This window comes from Rubellimicrobium aerolatum, from assembly GCF_017872975.1.
GTDB classification, from domain to species: Bacteria; Pseudomonadota; Alphaproteobacteria; order Rhodobacterales; family Rhodobacteraceae; genus Rubellimicrobium; species Rubellimicrobium aerolatum.
The window spans coordinates 286,005-309,100 of record NZ_JAGGJP010000002.1 but is presented as its reverse complement, the minus strand read 5'-3'; the positions used below and the strand labels follow the sequence as shown (position 1 = coordinate 309,100).

General features: G+C 73.4%; 19 protein-coding genes. 7 read left to right on the top strand and 12 right to left on the bottom strand.

Going from position 1 to position 23,096, the window contains the following annotated elements:
• Positions 1-108 precede the first annotated feature (108 nt).
• Genes J2Z33_RS03670 through hpnE form a run of 3 tightly spaced genes read left to right on the top strand, consistent with a single transcriptional unit; the run spans position 109 to position 3,046 of the window.
• Positions 109-933 carry a squalene/phytoene synthase family protein gene (locus tag J2Z33_RS03670; RefSeq protein WP_209837985.1) on the top strand — a complete coding sequence of 275 codons (825 nt, stop codon included), beginning with the start codon at positions 109-111 and terminating at the stop codon, positions 931-933.
• Positions 930-1,793 carry a squalene/phytoene synthase family protein gene (locus J2Z33_RS03665; protein ID WP_342454122.1) on the top strand — a complete coding sequence of 288 codons (864 nt, stop codon included), beginning with the start codon at positions 930-932 and terminating at the stop codon, positions 1,791-1,793. The genes J2Z33_RS03670 and J2Z33_RS03665 overlap by 4 nt, the downstream gene beginning before the upstream one ends.
• Entirely contained in the window at positions 1,790-3,046 is a 1,257-nt protein-coding gene (gene hpnE, locus J2Z33_RS03660) for a hydroxysqualene dehydroxylase HpnE (protein WP_209837984.1), read from the top strand. Before J2Z33_RS03665 ends, hpnE begins: the two co-directional genes overlap by 4 nt.
• Here the strand turns inward: hpnE and fni are convergent.
• Both fni and J2Z33_RS03650 read right to left on the bottom strand, forming a co-directional pair.
• Positions 3,043-4,059 carry a type 2 isopentenyl-diphosphate Delta-isomerase gene (gene fni, locus J2Z33_RS03655; RefSeq protein ID WP_209837983.1) on the bottom strand — a complete coding sequence of 339 codons (1,017 nt, stop codon included), beginning with the start codon at positions 4,057-4,059 and terminating at the stop codon, positions 3,043-3,045. The genes hpnE and fni overlap by 4 nt on opposite strands.
• Positions 4,060-4,139: 80 nt before the next feature.
• Positions 4,140-5,165 carry a sensor histidine kinase gene (locus tag J2Z33_RS03650; protein WP_209837982.1) on the bottom strand — a complete coding sequence of 342 codons (1,026 nt, stop codon included), beginning with the start codon at positions 5,163-5,165 and terminating at the stop codon, positions 4,140-4,142.
• A gap of 98 nt (positions 5,166-5,263) precedes the next feature.
• Here J2Z33_RS03650 and J2Z33_RS03645 point away from each other — a divergent pair, with 98 nt between their 5' ends.
• Positions 5,264-6,055 (top strand): Crp/Fnr family transcriptional regulator, encoded by a 792-nt coding sequence (locus J2Z33_RS03645; RefSeq protein WP_209837981.1) that lies wholly within the window; start codon positions 5,264-5,266, stop codon positions 6,053-6,055.
• A gap of 32 nt (positions 6,056-6,087) precedes the next feature.
• Here the strand turns inward: J2Z33_RS03645 and J2Z33_RS03640 are convergent, their stop codons facing one another.
• Positions 6,088-6,633 (bottom strand): sigma-70 family RNA polymerase sigma factor, encoded by a 546-nt coding sequence (locus tag J2Z33_RS03640; protein ID WP_342454121.1) that lies wholly within the window; start codon positions 6,631-6,633, stop codon positions 6,088-6,090.
• 144 nt (positions 6,634-6,777) lie between these two features.
• Positions 6,778-7,677, bottom strand: coding sequence for a myo-inosose-2 dehydratase (iolE, locus tag J2Z33_RS03635; RefSeq protein ID WP_209837980.1), 900 nt, complete (start codon positions 7,675-7,677; stop codon positions 6,778-6,780).
• 700 nt (positions 7,678-8,377) lie between these two features.
• Here iolE and J2Z33_RS03630 point away from each other — a divergent pair.
• Positions 8,378-9,442, top strand: coding sequence for a patatin-like phospholipase family protein (locus J2Z33_RS03630; protein WP_209837979.1), 1,065 nt, complete (start codon positions 8,378-8,380; stop codon positions 9,440-9,442).
• 82 nt (positions 9,443-9,524) lie between these two features.
• Positions 9,525-10,025: a DUF4142 domain-containing protein gene (locus J2Z33_RS03625; protein WP_209837978.1), complete on the top strand. Its 501-nt coding sequence runs from the start codon at positions 9,525-9,527 to the stop codon at positions 10,023-10,025.
• Between the two features lie 42 nt (positions 10,026-10,067).
• Here J2Z33_RS03625 and J2Z33_RS03620 read toward each other — a convergent pair whose 3' ends face one another.
• From J2Z33_RS03620 to J2Z33_RS03610, 3 genes are all read right to left on the bottom strand, one after another.
• Positions 10,068-10,724: an ABC transporter ATP-binding protein gene (locus J2Z33_RS03620; RefSeq protein WP_209837977.1), complete on the bottom strand. Its 657-nt coding sequence runs from the start codon at positions 10,722-10,724 to the stop codon at positions 10,068-10,070.
• Positions 10,725-10,779: 55 nt separating this feature from the next.
• Positions 10,780-11,913, bottom strand: coding sequence for a polysaccharide biosynthesis/export family protein (locus J2Z33_RS03615; RefSeq protein ID WP_209837976.1), 1,134 nt, complete (start codon positions 11,911-11,913; stop codon positions 10,780-10,782).
• A gap of 125 nt (positions 11,914-12,038) precedes the next feature.
• Positions 12,039-13,340: a DUF2793 domain-containing protein gene (locus J2Z33_RS03610; RefSeq protein WP_209837975.1), complete on the bottom strand. Its 1,302-nt coding sequence runs from the start codon at positions 13,338-13,340 to the stop codon at positions 12,039-12,041.
• A 491-nt stretch (positions 13,341-13,831) separates the two neighbouring features.
• On the opposite strand from J2Z33_RS03610, the gene J2Z33_RS03605 reads away from it, so the two are divergent.
• On the top strand, positions 13,832-14,647 hold the full coding sequence (locus J2Z33_RS03605) for an ABC transporter permease (RefSeq protein WP_245218515.1): 816 nt from the start codon (positions 13,832-13,834) through the stop codon (positions 14,645-14,647).
• Between the two features lie 66 nt (positions 14,648-14,713).
• On the opposite strand, the gene J2Z33_RS03600 is transcribed toward J2Z33_RS03605, so the two are convergent.
• The 5 genes from J2Z33_RS03600 to nirB all read right to left on the bottom strand — a co-directional run bounded on the left by J2Z33_RS03600 (position 14,714) and on the right by nirB (position 23,058).
• Positions 14,714-15,994: a M10 family metallopeptidase gene (locus J2Z33_RS03600; protein WP_209837974.1), complete on the bottom strand. Its 1,281-nt coding sequence runs from the start codon at positions 15,992-15,994 to the stop codon at positions 14,714-14,716.
• A 204-nt stretch (positions 15,995-16,198) separates the two neighbouring features.
• Positions 16,199-17,653 carry a siroheme synthase CysG gene (gene cysG, locus J2Z33_RS03595; protein ID WP_209837973.1) on the bottom strand — a complete coding sequence of 485 codons (1,455 nt, stop codon included), beginning with the start codon at positions 17,651-17,653 and terminating at the stop codon, positions 16,199-16,201.
• Positions 17,625-20,279 (bottom strand): nitrate reductase, encoded by a 2,655-nt coding sequence (locus tag J2Z33_RS03590; protein ID WP_209837972.1) that lies wholly within the window; start codon positions 20,277-20,279, stop codon positions 17,625-17,627. The genes cysG and J2Z33_RS03590 overlap by 29 nt, the downstream gene beginning before the upstream one ends.
• Positions 20,276-20,611 carry a nitrite reductase small subunit NirD gene (nirD, locus tag J2Z33_RS03585; RefSeq protein WP_209837971.1) on the bottom strand — a complete coding sequence of 112 codons (336 nt, stop codon included), beginning with the start codon at positions 20,609-20,611 and terminating at the stop codon, positions 20,276-20,278. The genes J2Z33_RS03590 and nirD overlap by 4 nt, the downstream gene beginning before the upstream one ends.
• Positions 20,608-23,058 carry a nitrite reductase large subunit NirB gene (gene nirB / locus J2Z33_RS03580; RefSeq protein WP_209837968.1) on the bottom strand — a complete coding sequence of 817 codons (2,451 nt, stop codon included), beginning with the start codon at positions 23,056-23,058 and terminating at the stop codon, positions 20,608-20,610. Before nirB ends, nirD begins: the two co-directional genes overlap by 4 nt.
• Positions 23,059-23,096 lie beyond the last annotated feature (38 nt).

The following is a 23,096-nucleotide window of genomic DNA, read 5'->3' as shown; positions in this document are numbered from 1 at the left end:
CCCCAATCTGTCACGAGCGGGACCTGCGGCCCGCTTCCCCTGCGGATGGAACTAAATCGCGATGCGTGCCCGTCACCTAGTAAAATCGTTCGCAAGGCGGCCATCCGCATGAGCCGGGGCGAAAATTTCCCCGTGGGCTCCCTGCTGATCCGGCGCGACCTGCGCGCGACGGTCCACGCCTTCTACAGCTTCGCCCGGGCGGCCGACGACGTGGCCGACGACCCCCATCTCTCGACCGACGACAAGCTCCGCCGCCTCGCATGGCACGAACGGGGACTCGATGGCGATTCGGACGGCTCGCCCGAGGGCCGCGTCCTCGCCCCGCACCCGGACCCCGCCCGCTACGCCCGCCAACTCCTCGCCGCCTTCCGCCGCGACGCCCGGAACCAGCCCTGCAACACTTGGGCCGACCTCCTCGCCTATTGCGAGGACTCCGCGAACCCCGTCGGCCGCTTTCTCCTCGACCTCCACGGCGAGGGGCCGGAGGCCCGCCCGCTCTCCGACCGCCTCTGCACGGCGCTCCAGGTCCTCAACCACCTCCAGGACCTCAAGGACGACCACCTGCGCCTCGGCCGCCACTACCTCCCCCTCGACTGGCTGGCCGAGGAAGGCGCCACGCCCGACGACCTCGCCGCCCCCCGCATGACGCCCGGCCTGCGCCGCGCCACCGACCGCGCGCTCGACCGCTGCGCGACGCTGCTCGACGGCGCCCGCGACCTGCCCGGTGCACTGGCCTCGCGCCGCCTCGCGGGCGAATCCGCCACGATCCTCTCCCTCGCCCGCCGCCTCCTCGGCCACCTGCGCCGCGCCGACCCCCTGGCAGGGCGCGTGGCCCCCACGCGCGCCGACTTCGCCCACGCGGGCCTCCTCGGCGCCTGGGCCGCCCTCGCCCCGCGCGCCCGCCCCGCCCCGGCCCGAAGGGAGCAAGCGTGACCGCCCTCCCGGTCCTCGCCGACTTCGCCCCCCGCCACGAGGTGCGCCGCATCGTCGTCGAATCCGGCTCCTCCTTCGCCGCCGGGATGCGCGTCCTTCCCCGCGCGCGTCGCGAGGCGATCTTCGCCGTCTACGCCTTCTGCCGCGTCGTGGACGACATCGCCGACGGCCCCCTCTCCCCGTCCGACAAGGCCGAGGCGCTGGCCCTCTGGTCCGAGGAGGTCGCCCGCGTCTTCCAGCGTGCCCCCCGCACCCCCGTGGGCGAGGAACTGGCCCGCGCCGTCGCCGCCTACGCCCTCCCGCGGCACGAGTTCGACCTGATCCTCGAAGGGATGCGGATGGACGCCGAGGGCATGGTCGCCCCCGACCCGCGCCGCCTCGAACGCTACGTCCGCTGCGTCGCCGGCGCGGTGGGCCTCCTGTCGATGCGGGTCTTCGGCGCGTGGCGCGGCGACGCCTCGCGCCGCTTCGGCCTGTCGCTGGCCCGCGCCATGCAGATCACCAACATCCTGCGCGACGTGGAGGAGGACGCCGGCCTCGGCCGCCTCTACCTTCCCTGCACCGTGCTCCAGGCGACGGGCATCCCGCCCGACCCGCATCTCGCCCGTGCCCACCCGGCCCTGCCCGAGGCGCGGCGCCAGCTCGGCACCCTGGCCCGCGCCCAGTTCGCCCGCGCCCGCGCCGCCCGGCCGGGCCACCCCTGGCTGCGCGTCCTCCCCGCCCTGATGATGATGGGTCCCTACGAGCGCCTCCTGGCCGAGATGGAGGCCGACTGGACCCGCCCGCCCGAGCGTCGCCCCGGCTGGCGCAAGGCGGCGGACGGGCTCGCCTGCGCGGCGGGGAGCCTCGTCGGACGGTGACCTCCCGCCACGCGCACGTCGTCGGGGCGGGCCTCGCCGGGCTCGCCGCCGCGCTCGATCTTCAGGCGGCCGGGTGGCGCGTGACGCTGCACGAGGCCTCGCCCAAGCCGGGCGGGCGCTGCCGCAGTTATCACGACGCCGCGCTCGACCGGCGCATCGACAACGGCAACCACCTGATCCTGTCGGGCAACGCCGCCGTCCTGTCCCACGCCGCCCGCATCGGCGCGGCCGACCGGCTCCTGACGCTGCCCGAGGCCGCCTTCCCCTTCGCCGACCTCGCCACCGGCGCGCGCTGGACCGTCCGCGTGCCCCGCTCGCCGCTCGGCGCGCTCCGGCCCGACGCCCGCCCGCCCGGAGCCACGCCCCTTTCAGCCCTGGCCGGGGTCGCGGGCCTCCTCGCCGCTCCCCGCTCGCGCACCGTCGCCCAGGCCGTCCGCGACCGGGGCCCCATGTGGCGGGCCTTCTGGGACCCCATGGCGACCGCCGTCCTGAACGTCCCGCCCGAGACCGGCTCCGCCGCCCTCCTGCGCGCCGCGCTCCTCCGCAGCTTCTTTCGTGGCGAGGCCGCCTGCCGCCCCGTCCTCGCCCCCGAGGGGCTGGGGGATGCCCTCATCGACCCCGCCATCGACCGCCTTCAAGAGCAAGGGGCCAAGCTGCGCCTCCGCGCGCCCCTCGCCGGAATCGCCCTCGGCCCCACCCGCGCCGAGGCGTTGGCCTTTGCCAATGGCCCCCGCGTCTCCCTCGGCCCCCGCGATGCCGTTGTCCTCGCCGTGCCGCCCGCCGCGCTGGCCGACCTCCTGCCGGACCTGCCCCGCCCCGCGCCGGGCCTCGCCATCCTCAACGCCCATTTCCGCGTGGACCCCGCGCTTGCCGCCGCCGTGCCGCCGCTCCTCGGCCTCCTCGGCGCGCAGGCGCAGTGGCTGTTCCGGCGCGGCGACGTGCTCTCCGTCACGGTCTCCGCCGCCGAGGCGACCCGCGTCTGGTCCATGCCCCGCGACGAGTCGCTGGCCCTCCTCTGGTCCGAGGTGGCCCGCGCGCTCGACCTCGGGGCCGCCCAGCCGCAGGCCCAGCGCCTCCTGCGCGAACGCGCCGCCACCTTCGACCAGTCGCCCCAAGGCGCGGCGCTCCGTCCCCCGACCCGCACCCGCTGGCGCAACCTCGTCCTCGCGGGGGATCATGTCCGCACCGGACTGCCCGCCACGCTCGAAGGCGCGGTGCTCTCGGGCCGCCGCGCCGCCCGCGCGCTGGCCTAGCCCAGCAGCTCCGCCCGCCGCAGCGCCGCGAGGTCCGCCGACCCCGTGCAGAAGCAGGCCACCCGCAACTGGTCGATCACCGTGGCGAAGTGCTCAACCACCGCCTCCTCCGACTGCACCGCCGCCTCCAGCACGCCCGAGGCCTGCCCCACGAGGTCCGCGCCCAGCCGGATCGCCTTGGCCGCGTCCACGCCGTCGCGGATGCCGCCCGAGCCGATGACCACCGCCTCCGGGCAGGCCGCGCGCACCTCGGCGATGGCTTGCGCCGTCGGGATGCCCCAGCCCGCGAAGGCCCGCGCCACGGCGGCCTGCCGGGGGCTCCGCGCCCGCTCGGCTTCCACGGCGGCCCAGCTCGTGCCGCCCGCGCCCGCCACGTCCAGCACCCGCACGCCCGCGTCCCAGAGCCGCCGCGCCACCGCCCCCGACAGCCCCGCGCCGACCTCCTTGGCGACCAGAGGAACGGGCAGGGCGCGCGCCAGCCCTTCGATCCGGCCCAGCAGCCCCCGCCAGTCGCGGTCCCCCTCGGGCTGCACCGCCTCCTGCAACGGGTTCAGATGGATGATGAGCGCGTCCGCCCCGATCATCCCGACCGCCCGCCGCGCCTCCTCGACCCCGAACCCGGTGTTGAGCTGCGCCGCCCCCAGGTTGGCGAGGATCGGGATGGCGGGCGCGATCCGCCGCAGCTCCGCCCCGAGCCCCCCCGCCTCGCCCCCCGCCTCCAGCGCCACCCGCTGCGAGCCCACGGCCAAGGGCAGCCCCAGCGCCGCGCAGGCCCGAGCGAGGTTGCGGTTGATCGCCTCGGCCCGCGTCGGCCCCCCGGTCATGGAGCTGACCAGCAGCGGCGCGGCGATCCTCCGGCCCAGGAAGGTGGTGGACAGGTCGATCGCGTCCATGTGCAGCTCGGGCAGGGCGACATGGGCGAAGGCCACCCCGTCGAGCCCCGTCCGCGCGCCCCCGCGCCCCCGCCCGTCGAGGACGATGTCCAGATGCTGGTTCTTGCGGTCGCTGAGCACGTCGGAGGTCCGGGGCAGGGGCGGTCCCGCCAGTCGTGGCGCGAAGCCCCGCCCGGCGCAAGCCGTCCGCTCCGCCCCGATCAGCCGCCGAGGGGCAGCTCGATCGTGCAGCGGGTTCCCTCGGGCCGGTGGTCGAGGGCGACCCGCGCCTCCAGGCTGTAGGGCAGGGTCCGTTCCAGCAGCTCCGTCCCGAAGCCCCGGCGGCGCGGCGGCGCGCGACGGCCGCCCCCCGACTCGGTCCAGGACAGCCGCAACCGCGGCGGCGAACCCCGGTCCACCGTCCACTCCACCGCCAGCCGTCCCTCGGCCTTGGCCAGCGCGCCGAACTTCAGCGCGTTCGTCGCCAGCTCGTGGAAGGCAAGGCCCAGCAGCTCGGCCGCCCGGACTGGCAGGCGCACCTCCGGGCCCGACAGGCGCAGCCGGTCCGCCCCGACGGCGGCGGCCTGCATCTCGTCGCGCAGGAGCGACTCCAGCTCCGCCCCCGGCGAGCGGAACACGGCGGCCTGCACCCGCGTCAGCGCGTCGATCCGGCCCTCCACATGGGTCAGGTAGGCCTCCTTCCCGGTCGCCGTGGCCGCGCTGCGCCGCAGGACCGACCGGATCATCGCAAGGCTGCCGCGCACCCGGTGCCGCAGCTCCGACAGCAGCTCGCGCTGCCGCGCCTCGGCCTCGCGCAGGGCGGTGATGTCCTGCATCACCCCGATCATCCGCAGCGGCCGTCCCTCCGCCGAGCGCAGGAACCGCCCCCGCGCGCGGCACCAGCGAACCTCGCCGGGCCCCGCCCGCACGCGGAACTCGGCCTCGTAGGGAAGCCCCTCGTCGCGCGCCGCCCGCAGTCGCGCCTCCGTCGCCGGCAGGTCCTCGGGATCGACGCGCGCGGCCCAGGCCTCGTAGCTCGGCGCGACCTCGCCCGGAACGTAGCCATGCAACCGGAAATGCCCCTCCGACCAGGCCACCTCGCCGGTGGTCAGGTCCCAGTCCCAGGTGCAGAGCCCCGCGAGATCCAGCGCGATCTCCAGCCGCGCCTCCAGGTCGGCCGCCCGATCCTCGCGCGCGGCCCCTTCCCGGCCCGCCGCCCTCCCGCGCCTGTCGGGCCGCGCGTTCACGCCCCGCCCTCCCGCCGCCCGCTGCCCCGGCTGGAAAGACCCACCGCGCAACATAGGTTAAAGTCACCGGGCACGCATCCGTGAAAGGGTCGGGCCCTATGCCAGTCGCGCCAGCCTCCCCGTCGAACAACCCGCTCATCCGACGGCTCGACAACTACGCCCGCCTGTCGGCCGAGGACCGGGCCGCGGTCCAGCGCCTCTGCGCCGAGAAGGTGCAGCGCTTCGCCGCCAAGGACGACGTGATCCGCGAGGGCGAGGAGCCCCGCGTCATCCGCCTCGTGGTCGATGGCTGGGCCTGCCGCTACAAGCACCTCGAGGACGGGCGGCGCCAGGTCGTGGGCCTGTTCCTGCCGGGCGACCTGTGCGACCTCAACGTCTTCGTCCTGCGCGAGATGGACCACTTCGTCGGCGCGATCACGGCGCTGACCCTGGCCCAGATCACCCGCGACGCCTTCGAGGAGGCGACGCTCGCCCATCCGCGCCTCCTGCAATCCCTCTGGTGGGATTCCCTCGTGACCATGGCGATCCAGCGCGAATGGCTGCTCAACCTCGGCAGCCGCACCGCCTTCGAGAGGATCACCCACCTCCTGTGCGAGATCTTCCTGCGCCTGCGCGCCGCCGGCCGCGCGCGGGGCCAAAGCTGCGAGTTCCCGCTCACCCAGGCCATCATCGCCGACATCGCCGGCCTCAGCACCGTCCATGTCAGCCGCACCTTCCAGGCCATCCGCGACGAGCGTCTGGTCGAGATCCGCAACCGCGTCATGACGATCCCCGACATCGACGCCCTCATGGCCGCGAGCCTCTTCAACCCGAACTACCTGCACCTCTCGCACGAGGGCCGTCACCTCGACGCCAACGACGCCCCGGGCGACGTCGCCCCGACAGTCTGACCGCCGGGCCGGCCGCCGGGTCCCCCCCCGCCTCACGCCGGGTCCCCGTCCACCAGCGCGGCCAGGGCCAGCCGCGCCCGGTTCAGCCGGCTCTTGATCGTGCCCACCGAGCAGCCGCAGACCTCCGCCGCCTCCTCGTAGCCCAGGCCCATCACCGGGATCAGGATGAGGATGTCCCGGTGCGCGGGCGTCAGGTCGCGCAGGAGGCAGGCGAAGGCCTCGCGCGCCCAGAGGTCGGTGGCCTGCGTCGCCGGGGTGACGGCCTCCAGCGCGATCGTCTCCGGCCCCGGCAGCGTCTCCCGGCGCGACCGCCGCCAGCGCGTGTTGAACGAGTTCCGCATGATGGTGAACAGCCAGGCCTTGAGGTTGGTCCCCTCGCGAAAGCGCCCCCGCGCCGCCAGCGCCTTCAGGATCGTGTCCTGCACCAGGTCCTCGCGGTCGGCCTCCTGCCGCTGCAGCCGCCGCGCGAAGGCGCAGAGCGCGGGGCGCAGGTCCAGCACCTCCCTCTCGAAGTCCGACAGCCCCCCGGCGGAGGGGCCGGGGTCGGGCGACAGGCTCCGGGCGGGTTGAAGGGTCACGGGCGCCTCCCTCGGCAGCGGGACCGGGCCTCGGTCCCATTGCCCTGAAAAGGACACAATCCCGCGGGGCGCGCGTTAACCTATGCAACCTTGCCGTGCAACGCGCCGTATCCCGTCGAGGGGGCCCGGCGCGCGGGGCGAGGCTCAGGCCACCACCTCATAGCCCGCCAGCCCGAGGACGCGGTGCAGCTCCCGGTTCCCCTTGGCCGAGATCGGCAGCGGCGGGGCGGTCCTCGGGTCCTGCTCGGCCTCCACCACGAACCAGCCCTCGTAGCCATGGCTCGCCAGCCGCCTCACGATGGCCTCGAAGTCCAGGCTCCCGTCGCCCGGCACCGTGAAGGCCCCCTTCACCACGGCGTCGAGGAACGATTCGCGGTCGCGGTCCAGCGCGTCGATCACCTCCCTCCGCACGTCCTTGGTGTGGACATGGGTGATGCGCGCGTGGTGCCTGTCGATGACCCGCAGCACGTCGCCCCCCGCGAAGGCCATGTGCCCCGCGTCATAGAGGAGAGGGATGCCCTCGCCCGAGTTCGCCATGAAGGCATCGAGCTCCGCCTCGGTCTCCACCACCGCCGCCATGTGGTGGTGGTAGGCCAGCGGCATCCCCTGCCCGGCGCACCATTCCCCGAACTGGGTCATGCGGCGGGCATAGGCCCTCATCTCGTCGTCCAGGAGCCTGGGCTTCGTCGCCAGCGGCCTTGATCGGTCGCCCTGGATCGACCGCGCCACCTCGCCGTAGACGATGCAGGGGGCGCCCGCCGCCTTGAACAGCTCCATCTGCGGGCCGATGCGGTCCTTGTTCTCCTCCAGGTCGCCCTCCAGCACGGTCCCCGAGAACCAGCCCCCGCACACGCGGATGCCGTGGCGGTCGAGCACCGGCCCCAGCTCGGCCATGCTCATCGGGAAGCGCCGTCCGGTCTCCATGCCGGAATAGCCCGCCTCGGCAGCCTGCCGCAGGCACTCCTCCAGCGACACGTCGTCGGACAGTTCGGGAAGGTCGTCGTTCCACCAGCAGATGGGGGAGATACCGAGCCTGGCCTTCATTCGGGGATGATCCTTCTCTATGAGCGGACGGGACCGACGGGCGCGGCCGGCGGACGGGACTGGCGGGCCCGAGGGGTCCGCGCCGCGATTCGCGCCCCCCGGCCCGATGCGTCGTGATTGGCCTGCCGCGCCGCCGGACGCCAGGGGAACCCCGGCCCGGTGAGGCCGCGCCTGCCGCGAAACCCTCAACGCCGGGCCGGGGCCCTGATGCATCCCATCACGCCCCCAGCGCGGCCCGCCCGCCGCCTTGGCCCGCCGCCTCGGCCCGCCGCCTCGTCCCGTCCCCGTCCCTCCGCCCTCCCGTCCGGTCCCGGCCCCGCCGCAGGTCCGAACAATCTTAGCGATCGGGGGGCGCGGCGCGGGGGCGGGGGTAACCGGACCTTAACCGTTTCCGGGTAGGATGGAGGCCGAACGTGGTCCCCCCGGAGGTTTTGACATGGCCAAGGAATCGTCGGCCGTTCGTCCTCCGCTCGTGGCGGGGCCGGACGGAATCGCAGCAGCCGACCGCGCCCCCCGTCTCGGGGGGCGTCGCGGCCCCGCGCGCGCGGACCGTCGCCGCCCGGACCCCCGGCGGCGCGGCGTCCGTCGGCTTCGCCCGGCCGCGTCGATGCCGGCGCCGCTCCGGGCCGCGACTCTGTCCCTCGCCCGGAACTTCCACCGCTCCCGTCCGTTTCGCTGCGGGTGCGAAAGGGGTGCGGGCATGACGGATCGGGTTCTCGCGGACGGCTTCCGCACGGCTCTCGTGCTGGGCGGCGGCAACGCCCTCGGCGCCTACCACCTCGGCGTCGCCGAGGCGCTGCTCGCCCGCGTCGAGCCCGACCGCGTGGTCGGCTGCTCCATCGGGGCGGTGACGGGGGCGATCCTGATGGGCAATCCCCCCGCCACCCGGCTCGACCGCCTGCGGGAGTTCTGGGCCCGGACGGGGCAGGCCGACGGCCGCTGGCTGGGCTGGATGCCGGACGCGCTGCGCGCGCGCTGGAGCAATGCCTACGGCGTCGCCGCGCTGCTGGCCGGGCGGCCGGGCCTGTCGCACCTGCGCGCGCCGGGGCTCCTGTCGCACCTGCGCGCGCCGGGGCTCCTGTCGATCCTGCCGCTCATGCCGCCGGACGTGTCCCTTCAGGACCACGCGCCGCTCGCCGCGACGCTGGACCGGCTCGTGGACTGGGACCGGCTGAACGACGCGCCGGGCCGCTTCGCCTGCTTCGCCCTCGACCTCGAACGCGGGGAGGAGGTCTGGTGGGAAACCGGCCGCGACCGCATCGGGGCGCGGCACATCCTCGCCTGCACCGCCCTGCCGCCGCTGTTCCCCCCCGTGGAGATCGACGGCCGGCTGCTCTGGGACGGCGGCCTGGCCAACAACCTGCCTCTGGACCGCGTGCTGTCGGGGCCGCTGGGCGCCCCGCTGCTGGTGGTGGCCTCCGACCTCTACGCGCCCATGGGCGACCGTCCCCGCAGCCTCGATGGGGCGGCCACGCGGGCGCAGGACCTCGCCTTCGCGATGCAGGCGCGCAAGCGGATCGAGGCGCTGACCCGCGAACGGGACCTGCGCCGCGCCGCCCGCCCCGAGGAGCCGTCGGCCATCCTCCTGCACCTGATCCATCGTCCGCCGGCGCACCAACGCGCGCTCAAGGCGCTCGACTACTCCGGCACCGCCCTTCACGAGCGCGCGACCCAAGGCCGCTCCGACATCGAGGCGCTCTGGGGCCGTCTGGCCGAATCCCCAAGGGATGCGGCGCTGGAAGTGCTGTCGAACGATGCGACCTGAGCTGTGGATGCCCGAACGAGCGGCGGAACCGGCGGCCGGGATGCGGGGTTCTCCCGCGAGGTTTCCATCCAGGGAGAACATCATGGACCGCAGACGACTTCTCGTGGGCGGCGTCGCCATCGCCAGCCTCCTGCCCGCCACGCGCCTCGCCGTCGCGCAGACCGCGCCCGCCGCCATCGAGGAGGCCAAGCTCCCGGCGCTGGAGGGCGGGACCTTCCTGCTCCAGACGAGCCAGCTCGCCGTCGAGAAGGGCGTGAGCGACAACGTCCGGGCCTTCGCGGCCCTGGAGGTCGCCGAGCAGCAGGCCATCTCGACCGCCTTCGGCGCCAACGGCGCGCCGGTGCCGCTGCGCGAGGACCATGCGGCGATCCTCGCCCAACTCCAGGCGGCCGAGGGCGATGCCTTTGACATGGCCTATCTGGAGGCGCAGATCGCCGGCCACGAGGAGGCCCGCCCGATCCATGCGAGCTACGCCGAGAGCGGGCAGGACCCGATGGCGCGTGGCGCGGCGATGGTGGGCGTCACCGGCATCGACACCCATCTTGTCATGCTGCGGAGCTTCCAGCGGCAGATGCAGGGCTGAGGCCCCGGCCGTCCCTCCCGACCGCCGCGGGAGGGACCCCTCTCAGACGTCGAGATTGCGGAGGTGGTGCGCGATCGCCTCCTTGACGTCTTCATAGTAGTGCAGCCGTCCGTTCTCGATCACGGCACCCGCCTGGCACATGGCCTCCACCATGCCGAGCGAGTGGCTGACGAAGAGCGAGCCCGCACGCTCCATCCGCTCCTCGAAGACGCGGCGCGACTTCTTCTTGAAGGAAGCGTCGCCCACGGCGGTCACCTCGTCGATGAGGTAGGTGTCGAAGTCGAGTCCCATGGAGACGCCAAAGGCCAACCGCGACCGCATCCCCGAGGAGTAGGTCCGCACGGGGAGGTGGAAGCTGGGACCAAGCTCGGCGAAATCCTCCACGTAATCCATCAGCGCCTGGGTATCGACGCCGTAGATGCGGGCCGTGAACCGGGTGTTCTGGGCCCCCGTCATGTCCTGGTGGAACGAGCCCGCATAGCCCACGGGAAAGGAGATCTGGCCGTCGGTCAGGATCTCGCCCGAGGTGACGTCGAGCGAGCCGGCGATCATCTGAAGCAGCGTGCTCTTGCCAGCGCCGTTTCGGCCCAGGAGGCCGATCGACACCCCGGACGGGAAAACGGCGTTGACCGAGCGCAGCACCGTCTTGCGATGGCCCTCGACGACGAAGGTCTTGGTCAGGTTGCGAAGGACGATCACGGGCGGCCTCCCTGGTCGCGGGTCGGGCGCCGGGCGCGCGCGCCCGGCGGTGCTGTCATTCGTTGTTGATCAGGCCTGCAGTGGTGAACACGCCCAAGCCGCTGCCCAGGATCGAGAAGATGGTCTGCGCCGAGCCGATGGGGCTCTCGGTGCCGTAGACGAGGTCGCCCGACTGGATCTCGAACTGCCCGGCGCTGAACAGGCCGTCAGCCGAGGTGAGGTCGAGCGTGAAGACCACGCGCTCCTTGGAAGGGCCGCTGCCGTCGGTCCGCACGGCCGAGGCCGGGTAGGTCCGCAGCACCAGGATGCCCTTGGGGTTCGCACGGTTGTCGCTCACGCCGCCGACCAGCGACAACGCCTCGATGGCGCTGAGGCGGTCCTTGGGGAAGGGGTTCACGGCCTCGTCCCCGGTGGCGCCGAGCGACAGGAAGTAGCGGTCGTCCTCCTGCACTAGGACCTTGTCGCCGGGCCGCAGCGTGGCGTCGAGAGACGGGTTGGCGAAGAGCCGCTCCACGGAGGTCCCGTAGATCGAGTCGCCCCGGATCAGGCGGATCTGCGGGTTGTTGAGGTCGTCCGGGACGCCGCCGCCCTCGGCGATCAGGGACAGGACGCTGTAGGCCTGGTTCGGCAACGGGTAGGTGCCCGGCTTGCTCACGCCGCCGACCAGGCTCACCAGGCTGCCCCGGGGCTCGGCCACCTCGAGCTGGACCTGGGCCGAGGGCGAGACCTCGACGAAGCGGCCCTCGATGACCTCGCGGGCGCGGTCGGGGCTCATGCCCGACACCTTGATGTCGCCCACGTAGGGCATGAACACCGTTCCCGTGGAGGACACGGTGACCGCCCGCATGTTGATCGCCCGCTCGCCGGGGGCGGTGAGGAGCGAGTTCTCCTCGGTGCTCCAGAGCGTGATGGAGAGCACGTCGCCCGGGGCGATGATCCGGTTCGCCGGGCCGTCCTGCCGGGCGAGCCAGCCCAGGGTCGGCGCGGCGGGGGCGGGCCAGGCGGCGTAGCGGGCAAGCCGCTCGCGCGTCACGGGCTCCACGGCGAAGTCGCGGGCGGCCGGATCCTGCGCGCCGGGCCGCGAGCCCAGCACCTCGGATTCGAAGCCCGCGCCGCGCGGCAGGCCGCAGCCCGCCAGGGCGAGGCTCAGGACGATTCCCGCGCCGAGGCGGAGCAGACGTGTCGACATGCGGTCCCTTGGCCCCCTGACATGGGGCCGTCCGCGCCCGGCGGTCGGCCCCGTTCCTCCCTTAGCGGCTGCCGCGCGGGGGGAAAACCCGTCCCCGGCGCCCCGCGCGGAAAATCGCGGCGATGTCAGAACCACCGGCCGATGGCCATCACGTCCACGGTGGTTGCGACCCGGACGCTCGACGTGTTCGTCACCGAGATCCCCACCTGCGTCGCCGACTTGTTCCAGTGCCGCGGCGACAACGTGATCACGGACGCGCTGTTGACCGACAGCAGCACCGAGAGGCCGGCGGTCGAGACGAAGGGCTGGGGGAAGACCCAGGTCACCTCGCCGGCGGTGGAGGTGCTCAGGGTGTGCCAGCAGGTCTGGGTGCCGTCCTGCTGGCGCAGGCTGCGGCCCGTGGGGCCCGAGACGCTGTCCAGCACCGAGCCACAGGTCCAGGCGCCCCAGCCCGCGCCGCTGCGGGCCCGGCCGAAGATGAGGCCGGGCGGCACGCCGGTGGCGCCGGATTCGACGATGAGCAGCTGCGTCTCGCCGGCAGCGCCGCCGCGGCGGGCGTGCAGGACCGTCGCGCGCACCACCCCGGCGGGACCGCCCGAGCTGCCCGACGACGAGTCGTAGGCATAGAGGCCCGGGACCAGCGAGCCGTCGGTGACCGAGATGCCGCCGACGGCGGGGAGGGGGCCGCCGAGGCCGAAGGCCCCGACGGTCAGGACGCGGCCGGGGGTGCCGTCGGCGGGCGTGGACTGGACGGCCGTCCCGTTCAGCGGGCCGTTCACCGTCGCCCCCTGCGGCAGCGTGACGATGCCGGTGTCGCGGGCGACGCTGAGCGCGGGCGTCCAGGTCGCGCCGTCGCCGACCTTGAGCGTGAAGTCGAGCCCGCCCGCGAGGCCCATCTCGGCGTGGCCGGTCCAGCCGGACTGGAACACGAGGCTCGCCGTGTCCTCGGGGGCGGCCTTGTTCACCTTGAGCCGATGCCCGGCGCCCGCGTGGCTGAGGAGCGTGGCGGAGGCGGCGACGGCGAGGCGGTTCTCGGCGTCGTAGCCGGCGCCGATGCCCAGGCCATCGAGGTCACGGAGGTCGGGCACGACCGGGCGCCAGGCGCCGCCGGTCCAGGCGCGCAGCACGCCGCCGGCGACGTCCCAGGCGCGCCACCCTTCCTCGGGCGACAGGAACCGCCATCCCGTGCCGTCCCATTGGGCGAGCCGGCCCTCCTGGCCGGACCACGCGCCGGAGGCGCCCTCGCCGGGGGCGTGGACATCGCCGGGCGCGGGCGCGGCGGGCGGCTCGGTCGCGCCGAGCGACAGGAGGCGAAGCTGCACCACGGCGTCGAGGGCCTGGAGGGCCTCGTTGTGGGTGACGTGCTTCTGGGCCTGGCCGGGCTGGATCAGGGGCAGGGCGAGGCGGGTCGTGGTCTCGGTGGTCATGGCGGCTCCTTTGGGTCTGGCGGATGCGGTCGGGTGATCGCGTCGGGGGCCAGAATGCCGCCCAAACCTTTCCGGCTCCTGACAGCAACGAGCGTTGCGTGCCCGATTCGCGCAACACCCCCCCGGGATCCCCATCTCCCCGATCCGGCCTGATTCGGGGCTGGCCCCCGCGCCCGCGATGGGCCCGTCCCGGGCAGGGCCGGGGCCGCCCTGGTGACCATCCCGGCGACCCGACCCGACCCGGTCAGGGCCAGAGCCGATCGGGGCCAGAGCCGATCGGGGGCGGGCCGTTTCGGGAGGGCCTTCCGGGCCGCGCCCGGACCCGCCGCGCGGAACCCCGACGCGAAGGTGCCGCGCGACGGAGCGACGCGGCCTCGCGGCTTGCATCCGGGGCCCGCCGGGGCCATGATGCCGCGTCCGGGCGGAGCGCCGGGGCGGGGCGGCCGCTCCTCTCTCGTCCTCCGCCGTCCCTCCCTGGTATCCGGCCCGCCATGACGACGATCCCCGACAGCCCCCGGCTCCGGTCCGTGCACCGGCAGATGCGATTCGCGACGCTGCGCGTGGTGGTGGCCCTGATCCTGCGGGAGATGACCACGAGCAACGGCCGCAAGCCCGGCGGCTACCTGTGGACCATCATCGAGCCGGTCGCGGGCGTGGCGCTGATGACCTGGCTGTTCATGGCGATCGGCGCGCGGACCCCGGGGCTGGGATCGAACTTCGCCATCTTCTACGCCACCGGGCTGATGCCCTATTTCACCTATATCCACATCAGCAACCGCACCGCGCAGGCGCTGACCTATTCGCGCAACCTCCTGAGCTATCCGCGGGTGACGGTGGTGGACGCGCTGATCGCGCGCTTCGTCGTGCAGCTCATCACGCAGCTCCTGGTGGCCTACGTGCTGCTGGGGGGCATCCGGCTGCTCATGGACACGGGGACGCAGCTCGTGCTGTCGCACATCGTCCTGGGCTTCACGATGGCGGCCGCGCTGGCGGCGGGCATCGGCACCCTGAACTGCTTCCTGAGCACGATGTTCCCGCTCTGGGGGAGCATCTGGGGCGTGATGATGCGGCCCATGCTGTTCCTGTCGGGCATCATGCTCCTGATCGACCGCCTGCCGGTGCAGTGGCAGGCCTGGCTGGTCTGGAACCCGATCGTCCACATCATCGCCGAGGTGCGGACGGGCTTCTACCATGGCTACCAGCCCGCCTATGTGTCGCCGGCCTATGTCTTCGGCGTGGCGCTGGCGACGGGAGCCGTGGGCCTCCTGTTCCTGTGGCGGCACCACCGCGACATCCTGGAGAACTGACGGGCCGAGCCGGGACAGGCCGGGCCGGGCACGGTGCGGGCGGCCCCGGAGCGGCCTTGTGGCGGCTCAGGCGAAGGCGAGGTCGTCGGCGAGCGCGCCCAGGTCGGCGAGGCCGGCGATCCGCAGCTCGTGGCCGCCGTCGAAGGCCAGCACCGCGTCGTCGCCGTCCACGCGGCCGAAGCGGTCGAGCACCTGCGCGGCCGAAAGGTCCGCGCCGCCCCAGAGGTCGCGGTCGAGCACGATCCGGTCCTGGTCGTCGGCGAAGTCAAGCACGGTGTCGCGGCCGACCCCGAAGGCGAAGCTGTCGGCCCCGCCGCCGCCGCTCAGCCGGTCGTCGCCCGCGCCGCCGTCGAGCCGGTCGTTGCCCTTGCCGCCCCGGAGGCGGTCGTCGCCCTCTCCGCCCCGGAGGCGGTCGTTGCCGTCCCCGCCCGAGAGCCGGTCGTCGCCGGCGCCGCCGTCGATGACGTTGCGGGCCTTGTTGCCCGTCACCACGTCCGCGCCCGAGCCGGCGCGGTAATCCTCGATCACGGTGGTGGTGGCGATGCCGAGGTTGCCGGTCTTGCCGTAGACGGAGGAGAACTTCCCCCCCGCGAGGTTGACGGCCTGCGCGCGGGTGTCGTCGGAGAAGTCGATGAGGTCGCGCCCGCCTTCGTCATAGAGGGTGAGGGCGTAGGTCAGGCCGCCCGCGAAGACCGAATCGAGGTAGGTGCCGAGGTCCGAGCCCTGGCCGTAGCGGGTCGCCCCGGCGGTGACGCCGCCCGAGGGCGTGCCGTAGAGATCCTGGATCGCGGCGATGTCGGCCATCATCGGGCCCACGACATAGGCCTTGTCGGCCTTGACGGCGGGGCTCCGGTTCTCGTTCTGGTCGAGGTAGGACATCACCGACATCTGCCACGAGTCGTTGGCGAAGTTGGCGTTGTCGTAGGTGGCCCCGCCGGCGTAGAGGCCCATGTGGCCCAGGCCCAGGGCGTGCCCGATCTCGTGCAGGTAGGTCTGGAAGCCGTAGGTGCCGGGGTCGGTGCCGTACCTGTCGCTCCAGCCGGTGCCGATCCGGACGGTGGCGCTGGTGGTGGTGCCACCCTTGATGATGGCATTGGTCGTGGCACCGCCGTAGGTGGGGTCGAAGGTGATCCGGCCGCCGGAGGACACCTCGCGGAAGTCGAGGTCGGCCACCATCTCCCAGGCGGCGAAGGCGGCGCGGGCCGCGGCCTTGGCGTCGGCGTCGAGGCCCGACAGGTTCACGTCGATCCGGTGGCCCGAGAAGCTGTGCGACGGGCTGCCCATGTCGTCCCAGTAGCCGTCGGTCAGGTAGGCCACGAGCGTCTTGAGGGAGGCGGTCTTGGGCATGGGCGAAGGTCCCTGGGCAGGAAAGGCGCATCGTGACCCTGGCAGGGTAAGGTGACGAGGGCGGGGCGCAAACGCGGCTTTGTCAGGGTGATCGTCGCGAGTTGGCGGGAACCTGCCGGGTCCTGCGCGCTTACCTGCCGGGGCGCCGGGGTTCGCGCGCGGAGCCGGCGGCTCGACCAGCGCGCGGGGCTGTCGGCGGCCGGGTCAGGCAGCGACGATCCGGGCGTCGACGCTTTGGGCGGTGTCGGCGCGCGCCTCGCCGAAGGTTCGGCCCAGGCCGATGACGATGGGCTGCGACAGGTCGTGCGCGGCCACGGCCTGCGGCAGGGTGGCGAGGGTGGCGGTCGCGGTGCGCTGGCCGGGGCGGCCCAGCGCCTGGCCGATGGCGACGGGGGTGTCGGCGGGCATCCCGAGGGCGAGGAGGCGGTCCGAGAGGCGGGCGGCCATGCGCGCGCCCATGTAGATGACGGTCGTGGCCGAGGGGTCGGCGATGGCGTGCCAATTCATGTCCTCGGGGAGGCCACCATGCTTGCTGTGCGCGGTGACGAAGCGGACGGACTTCGCGTGGTCGCGGTGGGTGAGGGAGGTGCCGAGGGTGGCGGCCAGGGCGAGGCCCGCCGAGATGCCGGGGACGACGTCGTAGGGGAGGCCGTGGGCGTTCAGGGCGGCGATCTCCTCTCCGGCGCGGCCGAAGATCATGGGGTCGCCGGATTTCAGGCGGACAACGCGGCGGCCGGCGCGGGCGAGCGTCACCATGAGGTCGTTGATCTCGTGCTGCTTGCAGGAGGGGCGGTCGGCGCGCTTGCCGACGAGGATGCGCTTGGCCTCGCGCCGGGCGAGTTCGAGGACGCCATCGGACACGAGGTCGTCGAAGAGGATCACGTCGGCGGATTGCAGGGCGCGGACGGCCTTGAGGGTCAGATGCTCGGGGTCGCCGGGGCCGGCGCCGACGAAGGTGACGTGGCCGCCCTTGGGGGCGGGGGTGTCGATCAGCTTCAGGAGGTCGGATTCGGCGTCCGCCTCGGGCGCGGGGCCGAAGGCGCGGTCCACGAGCGATTCCCAGAAGGCGCGGCGGGCGGGGCCGGGGGCGAGGCGGTCCGTCACGGTGTCGCGCAGGCGCTGCGCGAGCGCCCCCCACTGGGCGAGGGAGCGGGGGAGCAGCGTCTCGATCCGGCGGCGGACGGCCTGGCCGAGGATCGGGGCCGCGCCGGTGGTGGAGATGCCGACAACGACCGGCGAGCGGTTGACGACCGAGCCGAACTGGAACTGGCAGAAGGCCGGGTTGTCGATGACGTTGACGGGGACGGCGGCGGCGCGGGCGGCGTCCACGAAACCTTGCGCGCGTTCAGGGTCCTCCTCGTCGGCGATGGCGAGGGCGCAGCCGTGCAGGAGGTCGGGGGTCCAGTCGCGGGCGAGGTGGCGGACGGTGCCGGCGGCGACGAGGCGGGCCATCTCGTCGTCCAGCGTCTCGGCGGCGACGGTCACGTCGGCCCCGGCGGCGGCGAGCAGCTCGGCCTTCCACGCCGCCGGGTCGGTGCCGCCGGCGACGAGGGCGCGCTTGCCGTGGAGGTCGAAGAAGACGGGGAGGACCGAGAGGGGTTCGACCCGCGCGGGCCCGGCGGAGGAGGCGTCACTCGGCGGCAAGGAGACGTTGCGCATGGATCAACTCCCGGATCTCGGAGCGGCAGGAGCCGCAGTTGGTGCCGGCCCTGGTGAGCTGGCCTATCGCCTCGACGGTCGTCGCGCCAGCGCGGACGGCGCTGGCGATGTCATTGAGCCCGACGTTCATGCAGGCGCAGACGATGCGGCCCTTGTCGGGCAGGGGCGTGGGGGCGCGGCCCGACAGGAGCGCGCGGCGGTCGGCGGGGGCGAGGGGCTGGCCGTCCGCGAGGAGCGACAGGAGCCACGCGCGGTCCGGGAGGCGGCCGGGGGGCGCGACGAGGAGGGCCTCGGTCAGGCGGCCCCCGGCGTCGAGGGCGGCGGCCCGCCATGTCCCGGCGCGCTTGTCGGCGTAGTCGATGAGGGTGTCGCGGATCGCGGCGGGGAGGAGGGCGCGGGCGAGGAGGGTGCCCTCGGCGGGCGGCTCGGCCCCGGCCAGCTCGTAGGCCCAGCCGCCGGGGACGGGGGCGCGGCTCCAGTGGAGGAGGCCGGTGGGGCGGAGATCGCGCTTCGTCAGGAGGAGGCCGGACCAGCGGACGGTCGCGCGCGTGACGCGGATGGGGACGTGCTTCAGCTCGGGCTGGCCGGAATGGGCGTCCGTCGCCGGGTTGGAGACGGGGCCGGAGGAGGCGCGGGCGGCGTAGAGGCCGCTCCAGTGCATCGGCAGGAAGGCCTCGCCGGGGCGGAGGGCGTCGCTGATGCGGAGGCGGGCGAGGGCCTGGCCGTGGGGGCTGTCGATCTGCACGAGGTCGCCGTCCTGGAGGGCGAGGGCCTGCGCCTCGCGGCGGGCGAGGTCGAGCACGGGCTCGGGCGCGTGGGCCATCAGGCGGGGGACGAGGCCGGTGCGGGTCATGGTGTGCCACTGGTCGCGGAGGCGGCCGGTGGTGAGGGCGATGGGGAAGTCGCGGTCCACCGGGCGGGCGGGCCCTTCGTGGCGGACGGGGACGAGGCGGGCGCGGCCGTCGGGGGTGGGGACGCGGGTCGCGAGGAGGCGGCCCCCCGGCTCGGTGCCGCGACGGGCGGGCCATTGGGTCGGGGGCAGGGCGTCGTAGTCGGCGTCGGGGAGGTCCGACAGCGCGCCGAGGTCGAGGAGGCGGTCGCCGTCGTTCTCGAAGGCCGTCAGGGCGGCGTGCTCGCGGAAGATCTCCGCGCGGGTCTGGTAGGGGAAGGCGTCGGCGAAGCCCATGCGGCGGGCGGCCTCGGCGATGATCTCCCAGTCGGGGCGGGCCTCGCCGGGGAGGGGAAGGAAGGCGCGCTGGCGGGAGATGCGGCGTTCGGAGTTGGTGACGGTGCCGTCCTTCTCGCCCCAGGCGGCGGCGGGGAGGATCACATGGGCGAAGCGGGTCGTGTCGGTGCGGGTCACGTCCGAGACGACGACGAAGGGGCAGCGGCGCAGGGCCTCGCGCACGCGGGTGGCGTCGGGCATGGAGGTGGCGGGGTTGGTGCCCATGATCCAGAGCGCCTTGAGGCGGCCGGTGCGGGCGGCCTCGAACATCTCCACGGCCTTGAGGCCGGGTTTCATCGCGATGTTGGGGGCGGTCCAGAAGCGGGACACGCGGTCGGTCTCGGCGGGCGTGAAGGCCATGTGGGCGGCGAGCTGGTTGGCGAGGCCGCCGACCTCGCGCCCGCCCATCGCGTTGGGCTGGCCGGTGATGCTGAAGGGGCCCATGCCCTCGCGCCCGATGCGCCCCGTCGCGAGGTGGCAGTTGAGGATCGCGTTGACCTTGTCGGTGCCGTGGGCGGACTGGTTCACGCCCTGGCTGTAGACGGTGACGGTGCGGGGGGTGGTGGCGAACCAGTCGTAGAAGCGGGCGAGGTCGGCGGGGTGGAGGTCGCAGCCCTTGGCGACGCGGGCGCGGTCGGGGGCGTCGGACTGGGCCAGCGCCAGGGTGTCGGCGAAGCCGGTGGTGTGCTGCGCGATGTGATCCGGGTCGGTCGCGCCGGTGGCGGCGAGGTGGGCGAGGAGGCCGTTGAACAGCAGCACGTCCGAGCCGGGGCGGAGGGGGAGGTGGAGGTCGGCGTCCTCGGCGGCGGCGCTGCGGCGGGGGTCGATGACGACGATCCTCGTGCCGCGTTGGGCGCGCGCGGCGAGGAGGCGCTGGTGCAGGACCGGGTGGCACCAGGCGAGGTTGGAGCCGACGAGCACCACGAGGTCGGCCTGTTCGAGGTCCTCGTAGGTGCCGGGCACGATGTCCTCGCCGAAGGCCCGGCGGTGGCCGGCGACCGAGGAGGCCATGCAGAGGCGCGAGTTGGTGTCGATGTTGGCGCTGCCGAGGAAGCCCTTCATCAGCTTGTTGGCGAGATAGTAGTCCTCGGTCAGCAACTGGCCGGAGACGTAGAAGCCGACGGAGTCGGGGCCGTGCTGCGCGATGGTGTCCGTGAAGCGTCGGGCCACGAGGTCGAGGGCGGCGTCCCAGGTCGCGGGCCGGCCCGCGACCTCGGGCTGGAGGAGGCGTCCGCCGAGGGCCAGCGTCTCGGCCAGGGCCGCGCCCTTGGAGCAGAGGCGGCCGAGGTTGGCGGGGTGGTCGGGGTCGCCCCGGACCTGGGCGCGGTCGCCGTCGAGGCGGGCGAGGACGCCGCAGCCCACGCCGCAGTAGGGGCAGGTGGTGCGGACCTCGACGCTCACGCCGCCGCCTTGGCCGCGATGGCGGCGCGCAGGAGGAGGATGCGGCCGGAGTCCAGCCGGACGGGGATCGTCCCGACCGCGCCCTCGTCGGCGCCCTGCGCCTCGCCGGTCTCCAATGAGATGACCCAGTTGTGGAGGGGGCAGGTGACGGAATGGCCGTGGACGATGCCTTCGGTCAGGGGGCCGCCCTTGTGGGGGCATTCGTTGCGGATGGCGAAGACGCGGTCGTCCGCCGTGCGGAAGACGCCGACCTTGCCGGTGGGGGTGGCGACGCAGCGCGAGCCGCGAAGGGGCACGTCGTCCAGCGCGCCGATGTCGATCCAGATGGTCATTCCGCGGCCTCCTGATAGCCCACGACGGCCATGGGCTTGAACTCGTGCTTGTCCTTGCCCGAGACGCGCTCGGACCAGGGGTCCACCTGGGCGAACCGTTGGGAGTGGACGAAGCGGTCGAAGAAGGCGCGTCGGCGGGGGAGGTCGTCGATGATCTGCTTCTTGATCTCGGGGACGCCGATCCGCTTGGTCCATTTGTAGATGCGTTCGAGGTAGCGAGCCCCCTCGCGATACATCTGGGTGAGGGCGACGACGATCTCCAGGGCCTCGTCCTCGGTGGCGGCGTGGCCCAGCACCTCGGTGCCCTTGATGTCGAGGCCCGCCGCGCCGGCAAAGTGGATCTCGAAGCCCGAGTCCACGCAGATGACGCCGATGTCCTTGCAGGTCGCCTCGGCGCAGTTGCGGGGGCAGCCGGAGACGGCGAGCTTGAGCTTGGCGGGGGTCCAGGAGCCCCACATGAACTTCTCCAGCCGGATGCCGAGGCCGGTGGAGTCCTGCGTGCCGAAGCGGCACCAGGTGTTGCCCACGCAGGTCTTCACGGTGCGGAGGCCCTTGGCGTAGGCTTGGCCGGAGACGAAGCCTGCCTTGCCAAGGTCGGCCCAGACGGCGGGCAGATCCTCCTTGCGGATGCCCAGCATGTCGATGCGCTGGCCGCCCGTGACCTTGACGGCGGGGATGTCGAACTTGTCCACCACGTCGGCGATGGCGCGGAGTTCCGAGGAGGAGGTCATGCCGCCCCACATCCGGGGGACCACGGAATACGTGCCGTCCTTCTGGATGTTGGCGTGGACGCGTTCGTTGATGAAGCGGGACTGGTAGTCGTCCCGGTAGTCCTCGGGCCAGTCGCAGACGAGGTAGTAGTTGAGCGCGGGGCGGCACTTGGCGCAGCCGCAGGAGGTGGACCATTCCAGCTCCTGCATGACGGCGGGGATGGTCTTGAGGGCCTTGGCGCGGATCAGGCGGCGCACCTCGTCGTGGCCGTGGGTCGTGCAGGGGCACATCGGTTGCACGGCGGCGGGGTTGAAGGCGTCGCCCAGCTCCAGCTTGAGGATCTTCTCGACGAGGCCGGTGCAGCTCCCGCAGGAGGCGCTGGCCTTGGTGTGGGCGCGCACGCCGTCGAGGTCGGTCAGGCCCTTGGACCGGATCGCGCCGGTGATCCGCCCCTTGCAGACGCCGTTGCAGCCGCAGATCTCCGCGTCATCCGGGAGGGCCGCAACGGCCTGGAGAGGGTCCGATTGGGTGCCACCCTGGAACATCTGCCCGAAGATCAGCGTGTCCCGCATCGCGGAGACGTCGGTAGCCTTCTTCTTGAGGTCGTTGAACCACGCGCCGTCCGCCGTCTCTCCGTAAAGGACGGTGCCGATGATGACGTTGTCCTTGAGGACGAGGCGCTTGTAGACGCCGGCGGAGGCGTCGCGGAGCACGATCTCCTCGCGGTCGTCGCCTTCGGCGAAGTCGCCGAGCGAGTAGAGGTCGATGCCGGTGACCTTGAGCTTGGTGGGCGTGTCCACATGGACGAAGCGGGGCGCGGTGTCGCCCGACAGGTGGGCGGCGAGGACGCGGGCCTGCTCGTAGAGGGGGGCGACGAGGCCGTAGACCTGGCCCCCGACCTCGGCGCATTCGCCGACGGAGTAGATCGCCGGGTCGGAGGTCTGCATGGCGTCGGTGGTGACGATGCCGCGCCCGACCTCCAGCCCGGCGTCCTTGGCGATCTGGACGTTCGGGCGGATGCCCACGGCCATGACGACGAGGCTCGCGGGGATCTGCGTGCCGTCCGCGAGTTCGACGCCCTGGACGTGGGTGCGGCCGAGGATGGCCTTGGTGTTGGCCTTGGTAATGACGTGGATGCCGCGCCGCTTCAGCTCCTTCTCCAGCAGGTAGCCGGCGGCGGGGTCGAGCTGGCGCTCCATCAGCGTCGGCATGACGTGGAGGACCGTGACCTCCATGCCGCGCTGTTTCAGGCCCGCCGCCGCTTCCAGCCCCAGCAGGCCGCCGCCGATGACCACGGCGCGGCCGCCGCGTTCCGCCATCCTGAGCATGGTCTGCACGTCGTCGAGGTCGCGGTAGGCGAGGACGCCGGGGAGATCCTTGCCCGGCACGGGGATCATGAAGGGGTTGGAGCCGGTGGCGATCACGAGCCGGTCGTAGGGGGCAGTGATGCCGCCCTCGGAGGTGACGGTCTTCGCGTCACGGTCGATGCTGGCGATGCGGTGGCCCCGGTGCAGGGTGATGCCGTGGGACGCATACCAGGCGTCGTCGTGGATCACGATGTCGTCGTAGGTCTTCTCGCCCGATAGCACGGGGGAAAGCATGATGCGGTCGTAGTTCACCCGCGGCTCGGCGTTGAAGATGGTCACGTCGTAGGCGGCGGGCGCGGCGTCGAGGAGGTGCTCCAGCATCCGGCCGGGGGCCATGCCGTTGCCGATGATGACGAGGCGTTCGGTCATTTCAGGGGGTCCTTGGCTCGGGGGCTGGGGAGGGCGCG